16 protein-coding genes are annotated in these 15,690 nt (G+C 40.7%); 4 read left to right on the forward strand and 12 right to left on the reverse strand.

Going from position 1 to position 15,690, the window contains the following annotated elements:
* Positions 1–125 precede the first annotated feature (125 nt).
* Positions 126–1,853 (forward strand): biosynthetic-type acetolactate synthase large subunit, encoded by a 1,728-nt coding sequence (gene ilvB, locus H729_RS05750; protein ID WP_020449063.1) that lies wholly within the window; start codon positions 126–128, stop codon positions 1,851–1,853.
* A gap of 10 nt (positions 1,854–1,863) precedes the next feature.
* The gene (gene ilvN, locus H729_RS05755) at positions 1,864–2,364 is read left to right on the forward strand and encodes an acetolactate synthase small subunit (protein ID WP_048134466.1); all 501 of its coding nucleotides are present in this window, start codon (positions 1,864–1,866) and stop codon (positions 2,362–2,364) included.
* Between the two features lie 79 nt (positions 2,365–2,443).
* Here the strand turns inward: ilvN and H729_RS05760 are convergent, their stop codons facing one another.
* From H729_RS05760 to H729_RS10010, 3 genes are all read right to left on the reverse strand, one after another.
* Positions 2,444–2,644, reverse strand: coding sequence for a DUF6440 family protein (locus H729_RS05760; RefSeq protein WP_048134469.1), 201 nt, complete (start codon positions 2,642–2,644; stop codon positions 2,444–2,446).
* Positions 2,645–2,942: 298 nt separating this feature from the next.
* Positions 2,943–6,173, reverse strand: a complete 3,231-nt coding sequence (locus H729_RS05765) for an InlB B-repeat-containing protein (RefSeq protein WP_147554401.1) — start codon at positions 6,171–6,173, stop codon at positions 2,943–2,945.
* 19 nt (positions 6,174–6,192) lie between these two features.
* The gene (locus tag H729_RS10010) at positions 6,193–6,345 is read right to left on the reverse strand and encodes a hypothetical protein (RefSeq protein WP_172618675.1); all 153 of its coding nucleotides are present in this window, start codon (positions 6,343–6,345) and stop codon (positions 6,193–6,195) included.
* Between the two features lie 107 nt (positions 6,346–6,452).
* On the opposite strand from H729_RS10010, the gene H729_RS05770 reads away from it, so the two are divergent.
* Positions 6,453–6,665: a hypothetical protein gene (locus tag H729_RS05770; protein WP_020449067.1), complete on the forward strand. Its 213-nt coding sequence runs from the start codon at positions 6,453–6,455 to the stop codon at positions 6,663–6,665.
* Between the two features lie 112 nt (positions 6,666–6,777).
* On the opposite strand, the gene H729_RS05775 is transcribed toward H729_RS05770, so the two are convergent.
* From H729_RS05775 to nadA, 8 genes are all read right to left on the reverse strand, one after another.
* On the reverse strand, positions 6,778–7,041 hold the full coding sequence (locus H729_RS05775; protein ID WP_020449068.1) for a hypothetical protein: 264 nt from the start codon (positions 7,039–7,041) through the stop codon (positions 6,778–6,780).
* Positions 7,042–7,054: 13 nt separating this feature from the next.
* Positions 7,055–7,891, reverse strand: coding sequence for an ABC transporter ATP-binding protein (locus H729_RS05780; protein WP_020449069.1), 837 nt, complete (start codon positions 7,889–7,891; stop codon positions 7,055–7,057).
* A gap of 6 nt (positions 7,892–7,897) precedes the next feature.
* A complete protein-coding gene (locus tag H729_RS05785; protein WP_020449070.1) occupies positions 7,898–8,950 on the reverse strand; it encodes a FecCD family ABC transporter permease in 1,053 nt (350 codons plus the stop codon).
* Positions 8,950–10,035, reverse strand: coding sequence for a FecCD family ABC transporter permease (locus H729_RS05790; protein ID WP_020449071.1), 1,086 nt, complete (start codon positions 10,033–10,035; stop codon positions 8,950–8,952). The genes H729_RS05785 and H729_RS05790 overlap by 1 nt, the downstream gene beginning before the upstream one ends.
* Before the next feature lie 37 nt (positions 10,036–10,072).
* Entirely contained in the window at positions 10,073–11,395 is a 1,323-nt protein-coding gene (locus tag H729_RS05795; RefSeq protein WP_020449072.1) for a hypothetical protein, read from the reverse strand.
* A gap of 210 nt (positions 11,396–11,605) precedes the next feature.
* Positions 11,606–12,067 carry a putative immunity protein gene (locus H729_RS05800; protein WP_020449073.1) on the reverse strand — a complete coding sequence of 154 codons (462 nt, stop codon included), beginning with the start codon at positions 12,065–12,067 and terminating at the stop codon, positions 11,606–11,608.
* A gap of 31 nt (positions 12,068–12,098) precedes the next feature.
* Positions 12,099–13,595: a hypothetical protein gene (locus H729_RS05805; protein WP_048133994.1), complete on the reverse strand. Its 1,497-nt coding sequence runs from the start codon at positions 13,593–13,595 to the stop codon at positions 12,099–12,101.
* A 27-nt stretch (positions 13,596–13,622) separates the two neighbouring features.
* Positions 13,623–14,525, reverse strand: coding sequence for a quinolinate synthase NadA (nadA, locus tag H729_RS05810; protein WP_020449075.1), 903 nt, complete (start codon positions 14,523–14,525; stop codon positions 13,623–13,625).
* Between the two features lie 85 nt (positions 14,526–14,610).
* Between nadA and H729_RS05815 the strand changes: the two genes are divergently transcribed.
* Positions 14,611–14,997 carry a dihydroneopterin aldolase family protein gene (locus tag H729_RS05815; protein WP_020449076.1) on the forward strand — a complete coding sequence of 129 codons (387 nt, stop codon included), beginning with the start codon at positions 14,611–14,613 and terminating at the stop codon, positions 14,995–14,997.
* A 189-nt stretch (positions 14,998–15,186) separates the two neighbouring features.
* Here the strand turns inward: H729_RS05815 and H729_RS05825 are convergent, their stop codons facing one another.
* Entirely contained in the window at positions 15,187–15,537 is a 351-nt protein-coding gene (locus tag H729_RS05825; protein ID WP_020449078.1) for a hypothetical protein, read from the reverse strand.
* Positions 15,538–15,690 lie beyond the last annotated feature (153 nt).

Raw genomic sequence — 15,690 nt, forward strand, 5'->3', positions numbered from 1 at the left:
TAATCAGTTATAAATTTTCGAAATCAGCAGCAATACCCTTTCCTTAAGTTTAAGTCCTACTGAGTATTGCCCATAATGAAAAATATCAAAAACCAATACAACCACCCGCGAAGAAGGAGTCATCAATGCAGATTACAGGTGCAGACTTATTTGTTAAATCATTACAAAAAGAAAACGTGGACGTTCTTTTTGCCTACCCTGGCGGTCAGGCAATAGATCTATTCAATGCTCTTTACGGTCAGGACAATATAGAGATGATCCTGCCAAGACATGAACAGGCCCTTGTCCACGCCGCAGACGGCTATGCGCGTTCCACCGGCAAGGTGGGAGTGTGCTTAGTCACCAGCGGACCAGGTGCCACTAACTTAGTAACAGGAATCGCCACAGCCAATTATGACAGCGTTCCTCTTGTGTGTTTTACCGGGCAGGTTCCTACCAGCCTCATTGGAAATGATGCATTTCAGGAAGTAGATACTGTAGGCATTACCAGAAGCATATCCAAATATACTGTAACGGTCAGAAACAGAGAAGACCTGGCTACGACCATAAAAAAAGCATTTTATATTGCAAGATCTGGAAAACCAGGAGTTGTCGTTGTAGATCTGCCGAAGGATGTGCAGCAGGCATATGGCAGTGATTACTATCCAGACACCATAGACATCCGTGGCTACAAGCCCAATACATCTGTGCACAGCGGGCAGATGAAGAAAGCGATGGATATCCTCAACAGTGCAGAGAGGCCTGTATTCTTAATCGGCGGCGGTGTCAACATAGCCCATGCAGGTCCGGAAATGACAAAGCTAGCAGAAAAAACAGGCATACCTGTTGTCACAACCATCATGGGAAAGGGCGCTGTGCCTACAGACCATGAGCTATACATAGGCAATCTGGGAATTCATGGAAGCTATGCTGCAAACTCTGCAATCAGCAACTGTGATGTTCTTCTCTCAATAGGCACAAGATTCAACGACCGCATTACAGGGAAAGTCGGAGAATTCGCAAAGAATGCCAAGATCATTCACGTTGATATCGACCCGGCATCAATCTCGAGAAATATTGTTGTCGATGTTCCCATTGTTGCAGATGCCAAAAATGCCATAACTGCCCTGCTTGAAAAAGCCGAGAAACTGCCTATCGAAGACTGGATGAATCAGATCCGCACCTGGGAACAAAATTATCCTCTGGTGATGAAAAGCACACACATGACGCCTCAAGCAATTATCCAAAAAATAAATGAGACGTTTAAAGAGGCCATTATCACCACGGATGTGGGGCAGAATCAGCTGTGGGCGACCCAGTTCCTGGAGCTCAATGGAAACAAACAGATGCTCACCTCAGGCGGCTTAGGCACCATGGGATACGGTTTCCCGGCAGCCATAGGCGCCAAGATCGGAAATCCCGAAAAGGATGTCATTGTCATCACGGGAGACGGGGGCATGCAGATGAACATCCAGGAAATGGCAACTGCCGTGGTGTATGAGCTTCCGGTAATCATCTGTATAATGAATAACGGATATCTCGGCAATGTCCGCCAATGGCAGGAAATGTTCTTCAACAAGAGATACTCGAGCACCTGCATGCGTCACAGGAAAAGCTGTCCCAGTCCGTGCAGCTCACCGGGAAATAACTGCCCTGAATACACTCCTGACTTTGTACGACTGGCTGAGAGCTACGGGGCCAAAGGCATCCGTGTAGAAAAAGTGGAAGACATTGTTCCAGCGCTGCTCTCTGCAAAAAAGAACAAGAAGTCACCTACAGTCATTGAGTTCATAATTGAAAGGGAAGAGAATGTGCTTCCGATTGTTCCGCCGGGCAGCCCCCTCAGCGACATGATAATGGAAAATAAGGAGTGATAATATGGAGATGAAAAAACGATGGATCAGCATATTTGTAGAGAATGAAGTGGGAGTTCTTGCCCGCATCTCTGGATTATTCTCCGGTAAATCCTACAATCTAAACAGTCTCACAGTAGGAACCACGGAAGATCAGTCAATCTCTCGCATGACAATCAGTCTTACAAGTGATGAACAGACATTCGAACAAGTCAAAAAACAGCTTAACAGAAGCATAGAAGTCATCAAAGTAGTGGATTTCACAGACATTGCAATTCACATGAAAGAACTGATGTTTACCAAAGTCTTTGACTGTACCCAGCAGGACATGACTGAGATCTTCAGAATCTGCAAGGTGTTTGATGTCAAAGCCATAGATTATAATTCAACCACAGTTCTGCTGGAGAGCATTCAGACTGAAACAAGAAATGATGATCTGATCAGGCTCTTAAGCAACAGCTTCCCCAACCGTTTAGAGATAGTGAGGGGAGGAAGTGTTGCTATCGAAGCAATCAGCATAACCGACAGGTAAGGGGAGTTTTCCCTATAACCTGTATATTTTTATTCAAAAAGAATTTTATCAGGCAGCAGCAAATATTGAGTATTGTGCATCACAATGGTTTTATGCTGTCTTCAAAAACAGAGGTAACGATCGGCTTTCCATTTTTATCTACTAAGACAGTCAGTCCTCCGGAAGTGCCGGAATTGCGATATAGATAATTTACTCCAGTCATCTTGTCTACCCATATTTCAAATACATTAAATGAGCCTTGATCATATGTTTTTATAAATCGTTCTTCATTTTGTTTCATTGCAATCATCCCGTATATATCAAAATTAGACTGAATTTTTTGATATATAAAATATATCGCGTAAAAAAGTCATAACTGCAGTTTCATGAATATTTACGCAAATACATTCTGTTGTATTGTTCAGTTTCTTTTAATCCCAGATTCATGTAATGTCTGGCAGTATCAATCTGGAAGCTAGAGTATCTAAGCAGAGCAGTGATATGTGCATGTTTTGAAGTATTTGCTGTGATTTTAGTAATATAAATATGTAAAAAAATAAAATAAAGAAAAGGTTTGCTGACAGTATGTGTTCAGCTTATCAGTTCTGATTCTTTTTGTAGTAATAGTAAGCAGCAGCAATTATGATCAGAATTATGATAATGATTATAATCCACCACCAGCTGTGACTGCTGCTTGATGAAGACTTTTCCCATACTGCATATACTGAAGTGTCTTCGTTTACTATTGAATCTGCTGTAAATGCTGTTCCTGAAGCATCCTCTTTTGTATTCCATTCTTTGAAATTACTGTCATTGTCAGAAGATTCAGGATTTACAGGGAACTTGTCTTTCAGTGATGAGTCTTTGTTTACTTCTACTACTTTGTATACTTCATTTCCAATGTAGAATGTAACTGTTACTTTCTGCACTGCAGGCGGAGTTGATACTTCTTCCCATTGCGCATATAATGATATGTTAGAATTGATTGAGAATCTGTCTCCTGCAGAATATGAAGTTCCTGAACCGTCTGCTTTAGTGTTCCAGTTCTTGAAAGTGCAACCGTCTTTAGTGAAGTTATTTTCAAGAACCAATACTGTAACTCCTGAATGATAAGGACTGTTTACATCGATGAGAGTTCCTGATCCTCCGTTTGCATTGTAAGTTACATTGTAGGAAACAGGGGTTCCTCCGCTGCTTGAAGAACTCAGATCGACAGAAATTGTAATTTCTTTGTTTTTTTCATCAGACAAATCACCGACAGTAAATTCTTTCGTTGAAGTTATATAACCACTTTTGAAGACTTTGTATGTATACTTGCCTTGAGGAAGCATATATGTGCCGTCTTTTTCAGGTTTTATTTCCTTCCCGTCTTCATCGGTTATAATGATTGTTGCATTTTCCTGAGAAACATAGATGGTAACTGTGTAAGCTTCTTCCCATTGAGCATAAAGAATTATGCTTCCTGAATTGATGGTGAGTTCATTTTCAGTCTTATATGATTTCCCAGATTCGTCTGCTGTATTTTTCCATTCAACAAACGCATGCCCATCATAATGGAACATATTGTCTTCCACAGTAACTTTTCCAGTTTCATCTGGAAGTACAGAGTATGTTTTACCCGAACCGTCATTTGAGTCATAGACTAAGCCATCTTTTAATTCAACAGTTCTTGAAAGAGTTGTGTAATGATAAGATATAGGTTGCACATTAGCATCTGTTGATGATTTCTCCGATACATCGTAGGTTATTACTCCACAATATGTTCCGCTAGCACTCAGAAGTATGCTATTTTTAGAGTTATCTGCAGAAGTATTAATCCATTTTGGAGGATATTTCATATCGAATTCTTTCCACGAGTATGATGGATTTATGACATTAAATGTATCCAAAATCACATTTTGATAAGATGTGTTTAATTTTGAACCAGTTGCTAATGCAATATGTTTAAGGTAATTCTCCTGCTGAGATTCTTCATTGTTTGTTACGATGTATATAACAGATTTTGGAACTTTTTCTGAATTAGTTTGTACACCATCTGGACTTATTTGTATTGGAACATCTGCAAGAACTGGATAACCATCATTAACTCCAAAAATATCGGGAGACCATGGTTTTGATTCTTGACCGTTATTGAGGTTGTTACTTCCATTCAGCAACCTTAGGTATCTCATACCATCGTTGGAGAGTTTTGTTACTCTATCATCACTGGCCTTATTTCCTATGCTAGTTAGATTGCCATCAGAGCAATAAGTATCAATTAATGTTCCTACATTAGATTCGTATCCAAGTATACCACCACATTTTATTATTGAACTTGGTGACGATGCAACAGAAATATTGTAACAGTTACTTATCTTATATTGATTGCCCTTACCCGTAATCCCACCTAACGCAATATCTAATGAGCTCTCATCAATATTTTCTATGATTTTTGTTATAAATACATTAATTATACCTATATTGTAACTATTTATTAAATTTCCACTCGCCATGCTATATCCGATTAAACCACCAAGATACAACTTAATACTGGGTTTTGAAATGTTTTCATCCACATGATCAGCTGTACATGCTACGATTTTTCCAGAATTGTAACAATTTTGTATCTCTCCTCCATAATTGAATCCAACGATTCCACCTATAGCGCTACAGCTTTCTAAATATAGATCGCTATTGATATCTGGTACGGTGGTGAAGCTTGTTTCTACAGAGATATTTCCTATATTGTAACAACAAGAGATGGATGACGCTTTAAAATACCCGATTATGCCACCAATGTATATATTCAGATCAGTTCTTGCATTGGAAGTTACTTCTATATCACCTAGATTATAAGATGAGAAGACGTTACCCCAAAAACGAGAGTATCCTATTAAGCCACCTACAAACATTTCTAGATCGTTGCAATTTATATCAGATTCTACCGTAATATTGCCTATACTATATGAGTTCACTAAATCTAATCCTTCGGTATATCCTATAAGTCCACCAATGTATGATTTTGTTGTACCAGAAGTTGAAATTGATTTGATTAGCCCAGAATTATAGCAGTTAATGATTAGACCATTATTTATCCAGCCACACACCCCACCAATATCACAGTAAGCATCATCCTTGGAAATTTTATTGGAGATATTACCATCATTATAACAATCTATAACTTTAGCTGTATTTTGACCTGTTGTAGAATGAATTTCTCCAACGATTCCACCAAGTTGATGCATATCTGATAATTCAGTAGTAGAAGAATCAACAGCAATATCTCCATTATTAGAACAATTGGTTATAGCTGTACTATTTTCAATAGATCCAATGATTCCACCAATGCGGATATAGTTACCAGATGGATTGGTATTATCGATTTTATCAATACTACTGATACTCATATTTACAGAATTATGGCAGTTTGTGATTGATCCGCCATCTGCATATCCACATATTCCACCTAGACGAATGTCATTCTTCAAAGTTATTTCGATCTTGCCTAAAATTGTGATATTATTCAATGCACAATTGCTACCAATCTGTCCAAAAAGACCGACATACTCAGAATCACGTTCAGAAATAAACATTCCTTTGATCTGATTATTTTGACCATCGAATGTTCCGTTAAATTTGTGAGAATGGTTTCCAATCGGCACCCAGTAATGTTCTGAAAGATCGATATCACTATCAAGCTTGATTGTTTTACCAGTGAAATTAATTCCTTCATTCACAAGTTTAGCAAGATATGCTAATTCACCAGGTTCTGAAATTGCAAAGGTAGTGTCATCTGGATGTTTAGTGTACCAATCATCATCAACATTATCAGTCCAATTCCCCAAGATCATATCGGGAATATTTTCATCATTATTCAATAAGACAGGCGTGTAGTTTCCTACACCCCCCCCCCGCTCCAGTTTTAGTATCCAAACCAGAGGAGGAAGAGTCTCCTGCAGCCACTGTAAATACAGAAGCTACCATGACAAGTACCATAAGTACTGTTAAAATCTTAGTTTTCATAAGAGTCTCCTCTTTTAGTGCAATTCAGAGGATATGTTGGAGGCATATTTATACGATACACCTCAATGATACACAGTTTAAGAAGAAGTCCAAACTGAGTAATATGTATGATCAAAGGCAGAAAAGACTTGGCAATATTGTATTCAAAAAAGAAGATGGTTTTTATTTCAGATCTCAAGTATCTAAGATGCAAGGAATTTGAAACTACAGATATTGCTGGTCTAAATGCAGAATTAAAAAAATATAGGTTTTCAATCAACACACATCAATACAGGAGAAAAAGCTCAGAATATGCTTCACAATTCACGCCTGTTTCATGATAGACAATTCAGAACATACTAAGTTTTGTCAGAGGAGAAGTTTAAGACAACAATAGATAGTGTCAAAAAATTAAGATGAATCAAGTATAATTGAAACAAATGAGAGTTACAGTTACTTGCCAGCAGGCTTGTCCGATTCATCATTTCTATATAGTTCCAGATATCTCTCAGAATCGGATTTGTGCGATGAAAGCAGAGCGAAAACAATCACAGAAGTCGTCACTAAAATTGAGAGTATCGATGAAGATACTGTAAGCTGGTCATCGCTTAAGACACCGTTTTTATTTAACATTAAAAAAACTATAAACAGTGCTAAGGAAGCAATGAGTATTGCTGTGCATAATGCAGCACCTATTTTCGATCTGTTGGCATCCATAATATTAATTCACCTATAGGTTTTCACAGACTGAGTTCTCCATCACACAGATTGATTCTTTTTTCACAGGAGTGCAGCGCATGCTTTCAGGGTCTTCCAGAATCACATGAGGCCGCCCTTCATTCATGATTATGCTGGATTTTACACCATACACCTTTTCTATATTTTCTGCAGTAATGACTTTTTCAGGAGAACCGACATCATAAATCCTGCCATCATGCATTAGGATGACAGCATCAGAATATTTAGCTGCAATATTCAGATCATGGCTGATCATAATGACAAGAAGATCATCTTCATGTGAAAGTTTCTTCAACAGACGGGAGATGCTGAGCTGATGTTTCACATCCAGATTGGCTGTGGGTTCATCAAGCAGCAGAACATTAGGTTTCTGAACCAATCCTCTGGCAAGCATCACTTTTTGATGCTGCCCTGCAGAAAGTTCATTAAAATATCTCACGGCCAGATCTTCAATGTCAAGCTTTTTCAGAGTATCATATACAATCTGCAGGTCTTCGTCTGAAGTCTTCCAGTTGGCATGCGGATGTCTGCCCAGAAGAACAGTATCCACGACAGTCAGCGGAAATGTGTCTGATGAAGCATAGGGAACATAGCCGATCTTTTTTGCCATCTCTTTAAGCGAATACTCATTGACATCCTTGTCATCAAGCAGAACCGCTCCGCCGGTAGGCGTAAGAATCTTGTTGATGCAGTGGATCAGCGTAGACTTTCCAACACCATTTGGACCAAGAATGGAAACCATCTGCGGACCACTGATATTCAGGCAGATGTCATTCAAAACTGAAACGGAAGAATAACTGAATGTCATGCCTTTGATCATTATATTCATTTTACATCACCATGTTCCTTTTCTTAATTTAACCAAGAAGTAGAGAAATACCGGACCGCCGATCAGCGCTGTTACAACACCTACATCCAAACCCGTACTGCCTATACACCTGGCAACACATTCACTTGCTATCAGAATTAAAGATCCGGATACAGCAGAGCAGGGAATCAGATATTTTGCATTCGAACCGACCAGGACTCTCGAGATATGCGGGGCAATCAATCCAACAAAGCCTATTGTGCCAGTAAAACACACTGAGATTGAAACTGAGACAGAAATCAGAACAAGACAGATGAGCCTCAGCCTGGTCGGATTTTCACCGAGACTTTTAGAAGCGCTTTCACCGGAAGAAAGAACATTCAGCCTGTTCGAATAGATCATCATTGAAATTAATATCAAAAGATATGCAAAAATGATATATGGAATGGCATCCCAGGAAACGTTATCCAGCGTACCGACAGACCAAGCATATATTGAAGCTACATCCTCATCTGATGCCGTATACTTCAGAAGAGTGGTCATTGCAGAAAACACATACATGACTGCAATTCCAATCAGAACCATTACTGTAGGCGTCACTTTTTTGAAAACAGAAAAGAGAATAATCGCTCCAATCGGAATCAAGGAAAATATGAATGCATTGATCATCAAGCCGGTGTCATAAGCCAAGTCTGTGAAGCCGGCACCCAGGATGATAAATATAGCTACGCCAAACAACGCGCCGGAGGATATTCCTGTAGTATATGGATCAGCAACTGGGTTTCTGATCAAGATCTGCATTACAGCACCGCTTATCCCCAGCACTCCGCCAACCAGAATAGCGGCGATAGCCATCGGAACGTGGCTGTCCCAGACTATGAAGCTCTTCAAGCGCTCTGTATATGATTCAAATGTAATTCCATGCAGATTTTTTACTACAATATCCAGGGACTCTGAGAAGCTTATATAATATTTTGAAATGCAGAGGGAGTATATTGCAATGACAACTGTTACTGCAGCCAGAATCAGTATCAAAGCTATTCTCTTTCGGCTCTGGCGGCGGTAATCGGAGACCTCCATTACCACACCGCCTTTTTTTGTTTAATTATTAAAAATAAGAAGATAGGCGCTCCGATGAAAGACAGCATGACTCCCACAGGAATTGAATCAGAAGGAGAAAGATACCTGACCAGAATGTCAGCTGAGATCATGAAAAGCGCACCGAAGGCTGCAGACGCAGGAATGACGAATTTATTGTCAGATCCAATTATGCTTCTGACGATATGCGCAGAAATCAGCCCGATGAATGAGATCACTCCTGCGTAACAGACAACTGAAGCAACCATGAATGAAATGACCATCAGACAGGCAATTCTCATATTGTTTGCATTCAGCCCGAGACTCTTGGCACTGTCATCACCTAACGTCAGAACATTGAGTTTATTTGATGAATAAACAGCAAAAATAATTCCTGCAATATTGATGGCGCACATAAGCGGAAGAGACTGCATCGTGATATCGCTCAGAGATCCAACCTGCCACTTGTATACCACTGCCAGCGTCTCGGCGTCTGTCGACATCATCAGCACAGTGGTCAATGCATTAAAAATGTAAGATATCGCAATACCTGACAAGATCAATGTAGCCGGGGACTTATTATTCCGCGGAGCTATGATGATGATCATTGCCATTGGGATAAGTGCAAAAATAAACGCGTTAAAAACAACTCCAAGGTTGGCCAGCTGAGAAGTTATTGAAACTGAAATACCCAGAATAACTGCAACTGCAACTCCGAAACAGGCTCCTGATGATATTCCTGTGGTATAAGGATCAGCAAGAGGGTTGTTCATGACATTCTGCATCACAGCCCCGCCGACTGCCAGACCTGCTCCGGCGACTAAGGCAAACAAAGTCCTTGGAAGCCTGACATTCCAAACGATGAAATCACTGACATATTCTGAACTTCCCGGTGGATAAACTGTACCGATAATATGGTTGTATAATAGTTCATATACCTCAATAAAATCAATATTTCTGGCGCCGACATATATCGACAAGCCAAGCAATAAAAAAGCCAACAGGAGGCAGATTAAGACAAAGCAGACTCTTCTTTTTCTGTATCGTTTGTATTCTTTGATATGTTCTGAAGAACTGCCTGTAATCAACCTGCCACCCGTTTCATTTGGTTTTGTCTAAGACTGATTATGCTTTCCCGTATGCCATATCATAAGAGATTATGAAATGCAAGCTGGAAAGATCGATATCCAGATCAGTGAATTTATCCATAAACTCCTGATTCAAAGAATCAGCCCAGTCTTCTGAGAAAATCTCTGGATATAGCACAGCTGCAGTATAAGCTATTCTCAGAGGTATCGGTGCGTCTCCTGTGATCACATATGCATCATGATTCTCGTATGCCTTGGTATGCGATAGTATATCCAGACTGCTTTCATACTTATCAGTGTCATCTATGGTTCCGCTGTACCAGTCATTGGTTCTGATTGATACTATGTAATCGAAATCATAATTGTACAGCCAGGTATCAGAAGTGCTGAAGTATGCACCAGATGAGTAGGATGTAAGAACACTGTCGTCCAGAGCATATTCTCCTCCGGCAGCTCTGATTACGTCAACATAATCGGATGTTCCAGCAGAGATCCAAAGACCTTTAGTTGTTGCAGTACCATTGCAGGTGATGGCTGTTTTCTTCTCTACTCCATTTAACTTAGAATTGATTTCATTTTGAAGACCTATCCACCATTCTGCAATATTCTTGCATGCATCTTCAGTCTGGAACAGGAATCCAATCAGGAAAAGCTGTGAGCAGAACTCATCTACATCCACTGATGCAGGAGCTACGCGTATAACATCAACATTCATCTCTTCGTACTGCGGTTCCACACTGTCTTTGTCAACAGTGGTTGCGGTCTTATCTGAAATGATGGCTGTAACATTGTACTTTGAAATGTAGGATGATGCATTGTCAATCGGCATTTTGGTTGAGCTTCCGCCGATAGATTCCATTTTGCTGTATGTAGGGAACAGTGTTGGATCCGGAGGCGAAGAACTGCTGTACGAAATTCCGTGCACCATGTCATTTACTCCAGCCATAGTCAAGAGCCAGAGCATGTTTGCAGATCCTGTCGCGAGAGCAGATTTTACGGGCCACTGAGTCGATACAACATAATCTCCTGTTGAACAGGTGTTGTAATGATAAACAGTGCATGTATCGCCGTTGATTATCTGCTGGACAAGAGTTTTGTCATCTTCAGTTATTTTTCCGTCATGGTTGGCATCAGCCAAAGGATGATCAGAGAAATTTTCCTTGCCTGCCAAAATATCATCAATGAGGTCAAGATCATTCTGGTCAATGGTGTAATTACCATCAGCATTGCCGAATACTCTCAGCTGAGAGTTGATCTCTACCTCACTGGATTTACTTTCATGAGTTATTAAAACGATTGCGCAAGCCGCCACAAGAACAACAGCAACTACTGCAACAACCGTAATTTTCATCTTATCCATACAATCACTTGGATGTAATATCCATTCGCGAAATAAGTGAGTGAATATATATTACTTTCTTCGTGCCAGTTTTAAAAATATCCTGTGAACTGCTGCAGCTGAGATATTATTTGCAGAGCTGAGATGCAACAAAATTATAGCATTTCCTGCTGACTGTCCGGATGTCTGTTTCAGCAGCAGCTGACTGGTAAAAACATAAAAAAGATAGAATTAAGATTTGTTTGCGCCCAGTTCGCGCAGATGCTGATACTGCCATTTTCTTTCTTCTTCAACTGCATCATTGGCGTTATCCTTCAAAGAATGATACAAGGATTTAACAGCATAAGTGGAAGCGTGTACGGCATGCTCTGCAACATGTGCAGTAGCTGCAGAATGACCTGCAGATCTGGCAGCCAATTCAGCAGACATATTTTCTAAGTCTCTTGCAGAAGCATGTGCATCAAAAGCAATCGAACGCGCTTCCGGCATTGGTATTTCACCGTCAGCCCATTTTCTTGCAGCTTCGATAGCCAGTCTTGGTCTTTTGTCTTCCGGACAGACACTCTCAAAATTTTTCAGTACGCGTTCAGCACAATCAGCTGCCCAGACGGCAAGAATTTTCTGATCCTGTTTGCATGCCAGCTTTTCAATGGAATTGAATAACTTTTCTGAGTCCGCAAACTTTGCTTTCATAAAGGCCTGTTAATGCATTTTATCTTAATAACTATTCCATCTGCAATGACTCGGTTTCGATATTTTCAAGAGTTTCATCAGTTCTTCCGACATTGATGTCCGGTACCGCAACAGAACCGTACGACTGATATCGTTTCAGGCAGTCTCTGGAACCTTTATAGCCGTCTCCGAATGCGTCTCCGAGAGAAGCGTATCCAAGTCTGTCAGCACCTCTGACGGCGGCTACTCCCGGACAAGTTGCTCTGTGAACTACCCCTGAAGAAACATCAGCAATGAATGGATAGGATGTAGGGAACAGTTTATCAAAACTGATATCGCTCCGGATAGTCAGAATGCCTGAAGAGACAGAAGTTCCTTTGACCAGAAATTCAGGCTGAAAGGGAAGGTCTGCAGAAAGTTTCCTCTCAAATATTGCTGTAATGTCAACCGGATCCATATTCAGAATCTTTTCTTCCAGACGGCTTCTGGCAACCTTCAAGATAAGATTTGGAAAGCTCCCGGGAGCATCGATGGAGAACGCGATCTTTGAGACTTTAGCGAAGAGTTTGTCATTCTCGGCATAAATTTTGACGATTGCATTGTTTACAACAGCCTTGGCGTCTGTATCCAGATCATAGATTGTCATGTCTTTGGAAGAAAATGGCTTAGGCATGCTGGCCACGGCGTGTATTTTCAGGTCCATATCGGCATCGTATATCTCCACATTATCAGTTATGCGCATTTTGGGCATTGCCGGTCGGATCTCGGCATGATAATCAACTTTAGCTCTGCTGCCTCCCCAGAACGGCCTTCTGATTCCGCTTACCTGTTTCAGCCAGGAAATAAAATCATTAGAATCAGATTCGATTTTTCCCTCTTCAACAATGGGAGAAACAAGATTTGGCCATATGTCTTTGAGCATATCGTTCAATGCGACTTCGGAAATAGATGCGGAAAGATCATTTTCTCCTGTGAAACTCTCCAAGTCTGTTTTAATGCCGAGCGAGCATTCATTAAGACACAGTGCTGCTGCAAGGCTGCCGTTGAATGAGGCCAGATAAGGAGCTGAGATGTTGAATTTAGGGCTCCCGGCCAGCATTGAGGCAGGCACCAGAACAGACAGGGACATATCGGCATCGAGGGAATCAAGATGCAGCAGCTTCTGCAGCGGAAGGGCATTTATAATAACATTCAGGATGGCAATGGCAATCGGTCCAGAACTTCTGCCCCAGAATTTAGCATCTTCTATGCTTATGTTTCTGACTTTAATCCCAGGACCTACAAGAATATCAAAATAAGCTACTGTATCAGCAGTGAGAATTCCTGAAGTTATGTGCAAAGCCAGCCTGAGACCGGCCTTGCCTTTTCTAAGCTCAACATATGGAGGTTCAGACAGTGAGATTGTATAGGGCACATTAAAACTTCTGAATCTGGCAGTGCCCTTGAATGAAGTAAAATATGATGAGTGAAACGCAGAAGACGCCATAGAGTTAAGCGTCTTCTCGTTTGCTTCCAGAACTAAATCGTACCCATGAGTGTCATAACTCATGTGATGAAATAGTAGAGCTTGTAGCCTTTAAGACCTTCCTATCTCAAGCATCCTGCGGAGAGGTTCCCTGGCTCTTGCGGCAATCTCCTCATCTACAACTATTTCTGGAGCCATGTTTTCAAGAGCGCTGATTATGTTGTCCAGAGTGATCAGTTTCATTGTCGGGCAGACTGCTCCCTTTACAGGATAGAATGTTTTGTCCGGCACTTCCTTGGTAAGGCGGTGTATCATATCCGTTTCTGTACCAACTATGAATTCAGTCTTGTCAGAAGATCTGGCGGCAGAAATCATTCCTTCAGTGGAGCAGACAAAGTCAGCAATGTCTATAACTTCCGGAGGGCATTCTGGATGTGCCAATATAACTGCATCTGGATGCTCTTTTTTGAGCGCCTCTATCTTTTCTTTCGTGATGGAGTCGTGTGTGGGACAGTAACCAGGCCACATTATGATGCCTTTGTCCGTCTCTCTTTGAGAGCATGAAGCCAGGTTTTCATCGGGAATGAAAATAACGATATCTGACTCCAGACTGTCAATGACTTTAACCGCGTTGGAAGATGTGCAGCATACATCTGCTTCAGCTTTGCATTCGGCAGAAGTGTTCACATAGGCAACTACATCAGCCTTTGGAAAATCCTTTTTCAGCATTTTGATTCCATCGACTGTGCACATCGCAGCCATCGGGCATTTTGCCATTGGTTCCGGGTGAAGAACCACTTTGTCTGGATTTAGAATTTTGGCACTCTCTGCCATAAAATCTACGCCGCAGAAAACAATCACATCCGCATCGGTTTTCGATGCCTGAAGCGCAAGGCCTAAGGAGTCGCCTACATAGTCAGCGATGTCTTGTATTTCCGGTACCTGATAGTTATGGGCTAGGATTACGGCATTCCTCTCCCGTTTTAATTCCTCAATTCTTTCCTGAGGCCGCATAGCTACGTGATATTTTAATGCATATAAAAGGTTAGTATGCAGACGGCAAATTTAGTATATGCGGAGGGTATGCTCAGATGGTCAAATGTCTCCTTCTAGAGAAGAAAAAGTGGCAGAATACTTTAACTGCAGCATCAGAGAGCGTGCCGTATTCGAAGCCGGCATCAAACTGGCAGCCGTATATCATCAGTTTATAGGAACCCCTATCAGCGCCTCTAATGCTGAAAGCCTTGAACGAGCTATTGAAGAAGGTGTTAAAGTCCAGCCTTTTGTGGAAGATGTGAAGGTATCAGTAGACCGCAGCAGGCTGAGAGAAAAGAAAAACGAATATGACTATCAGTCTCTTACAGGAGAAATGCTTGACGTCCTTGTAAAAATAAAGATTAAAAACATCAGGGTGACTTCGAGAATGAGATACATCAAAGATGTGAGATACCCTCTGATGTATGTAGAGGAGATTTCAGAAGATTGAGTATTCTCAGTCTCTGCATAGATCTAGATACACAACTGAATTCTTCTCAAGTTTATTCAGAGCCGGAGTACAGCGCTGTTTCTGCTGCCGGCCTAACACACATATCTAGTACCTGCTCAGACAGATTTTCAATAGATAGGACTCTGCTAAAAAAAGAATTAAGAGAGACTGGGTCTCTCAGATTTTAACTTAAATTTTGAAATAAGTTCTAACTTTAGGTGTAGCTAAGTAGCAGATAACGATTACATCTATCACTGCAGGAACTATGTTTGCGTTAATGCCTTCAGATTCGATCATCGTATATGCTGCCATTATGATATCTAAGATAGAGAATATAAGACCGAGGTACCAGAACACTTTTATTCCATTCCACAGTCCATAGATAACGATCAGCATAAGTATTGAAACAATCACAGAACCAACTATGTCTGGATTTGCACCAGTATCGATGATCTGCCAAATTCCACCTGCTAATCCTACTATGCCTATAATCGCGAACAATACGCAGATAATAGTTATCATCAATGGTCTTTTTGCCATGACGGGGTATTCTGATATAGTAGTATATTAACAAGACCACGAAATAACAATAAATAGATTTTTGATATATATACTGGCATATTACGAAAATTAATTTCATTAATATTTAATAGAACGAAAAATATGTCAGTGCTTCTGAGAAACAATTTAAGA

It is taken from the genome of Candidatus Methanomassiliicoccus intestinalis Issoire-Mx1 (assembly GCF_000404225.1).
GTDB lineage: Archaea > Thermoplasmatota > Thermoplasmata > Methanomassiliicoccales > Methanomassiliicoccaceae > Methanomassiliicoccus_A > Methanomassiliicoccus_A intestinalis.

Excerpts from the sequence above, each read along its gene's own strand:
- ilvB (WP_020449063.1), top strand. The coding sequence starts at position 126 with ATGCAGATTACAGGTGCAGACTTATTTGTTAAATCATTACAAAAAGAA.
- ilvN (WP_048134466.1), top strand. The coding sequence starts at position 1,864 with ATGAAAAAACGATGGATCAGCATATTTGTAGAGAATGAAGTGGGAGTT.
- H729_RS05760 (WP_048134469.1), bottom strand. The coding sequence starts at position 2,644 with ATGAAACAAAATGAAGAACGATTTATAAAAACATATGATCAAGGCTCA.
- H729_RS05765 (WP_147554401.1), bottom strand. The coding sequence starts at position 6,173 with ATGATCTTGGGGAATTGGACTGATAATGTTGATGATGATTGGTACACT.
- H729_RS10010 (WP_172618675.1), bottom strand. The coding sequence starts at position 6,345 with ATGAAAACTAAGATTTTAACAGTACTTATGGTACTTGTCATGGTAGCT.
- H729_RS05770 (WP_020449067.1), top strand. The coding sequence starts at position 6,453 with ATGATCAAAGGCAGAAAAGACTTGGCAATATTGTATTCAAAAAAGAAG.
- H729_RS05775 (WP_020449068.1), bottom strand. The coding sequence starts at position 7,041 with ATGGATGCCAACAGATCGAAAATAGGTGCTGCATTATGCACAGCAATA.
- H729_RS05780 (WP_020449069.1), bottom strand. The coding sequence starts at position 7,891 with ATGAATATAATGATCAAAGGCATGACATTCAGTTATTCTTCCGTTTCA.
- H729_RS05785 (WP_020449070.1), bottom strand. The coding sequence starts at position 8,950 with ATGGAGGTCTCCGATTACCGCCGCCAGAGCCGAAAGAGAATAGCTTTG.
- H729_RS05795 (WP_020449072.1), bottom strand. The coding sequence starts at position 11,395 with ATGGATAAGATGAAAATTACGGTTGTTGCAGTAGTTGCTGTTGTTCTT.
- H729_RS05800 (WP_020449073.1), bottom strand. The coding sequence starts at position 12,067 with ATGAAAGCAAAGTTTGCGGACTCAGAAAAGTTATTCAATTCCATTGAA.
- H729_RS05805 (WP_048133994.1), bottom strand. The coding sequence starts at position 13,595 with ATGAGTTATGACACTCATGGGTACGATTTAGTTCTGGAAGCAAACGAG.
- nadA (WP_020449075.1), bottom strand. The coding sequence starts at position 14,525 with ATGCGGCCTCAGGAAAGAATTGAGGAATTAAAACGGGAGAGGAATGCC.
- H729_RS05815 (WP_020449076.1), top strand. The coding sequence starts at position 14,611 with ATGTCTCCTTCTAGAGAAGAAAAAGTGGCAGAATACTTTAACTGCAGC.
- H729_RS05825 (WP_020449078.1), bottom strand. The coding sequence starts at position 15,537 with ATGGCAAAAAGACCATTGATGATAACTATTATCTGCGTATTGTTCGCG.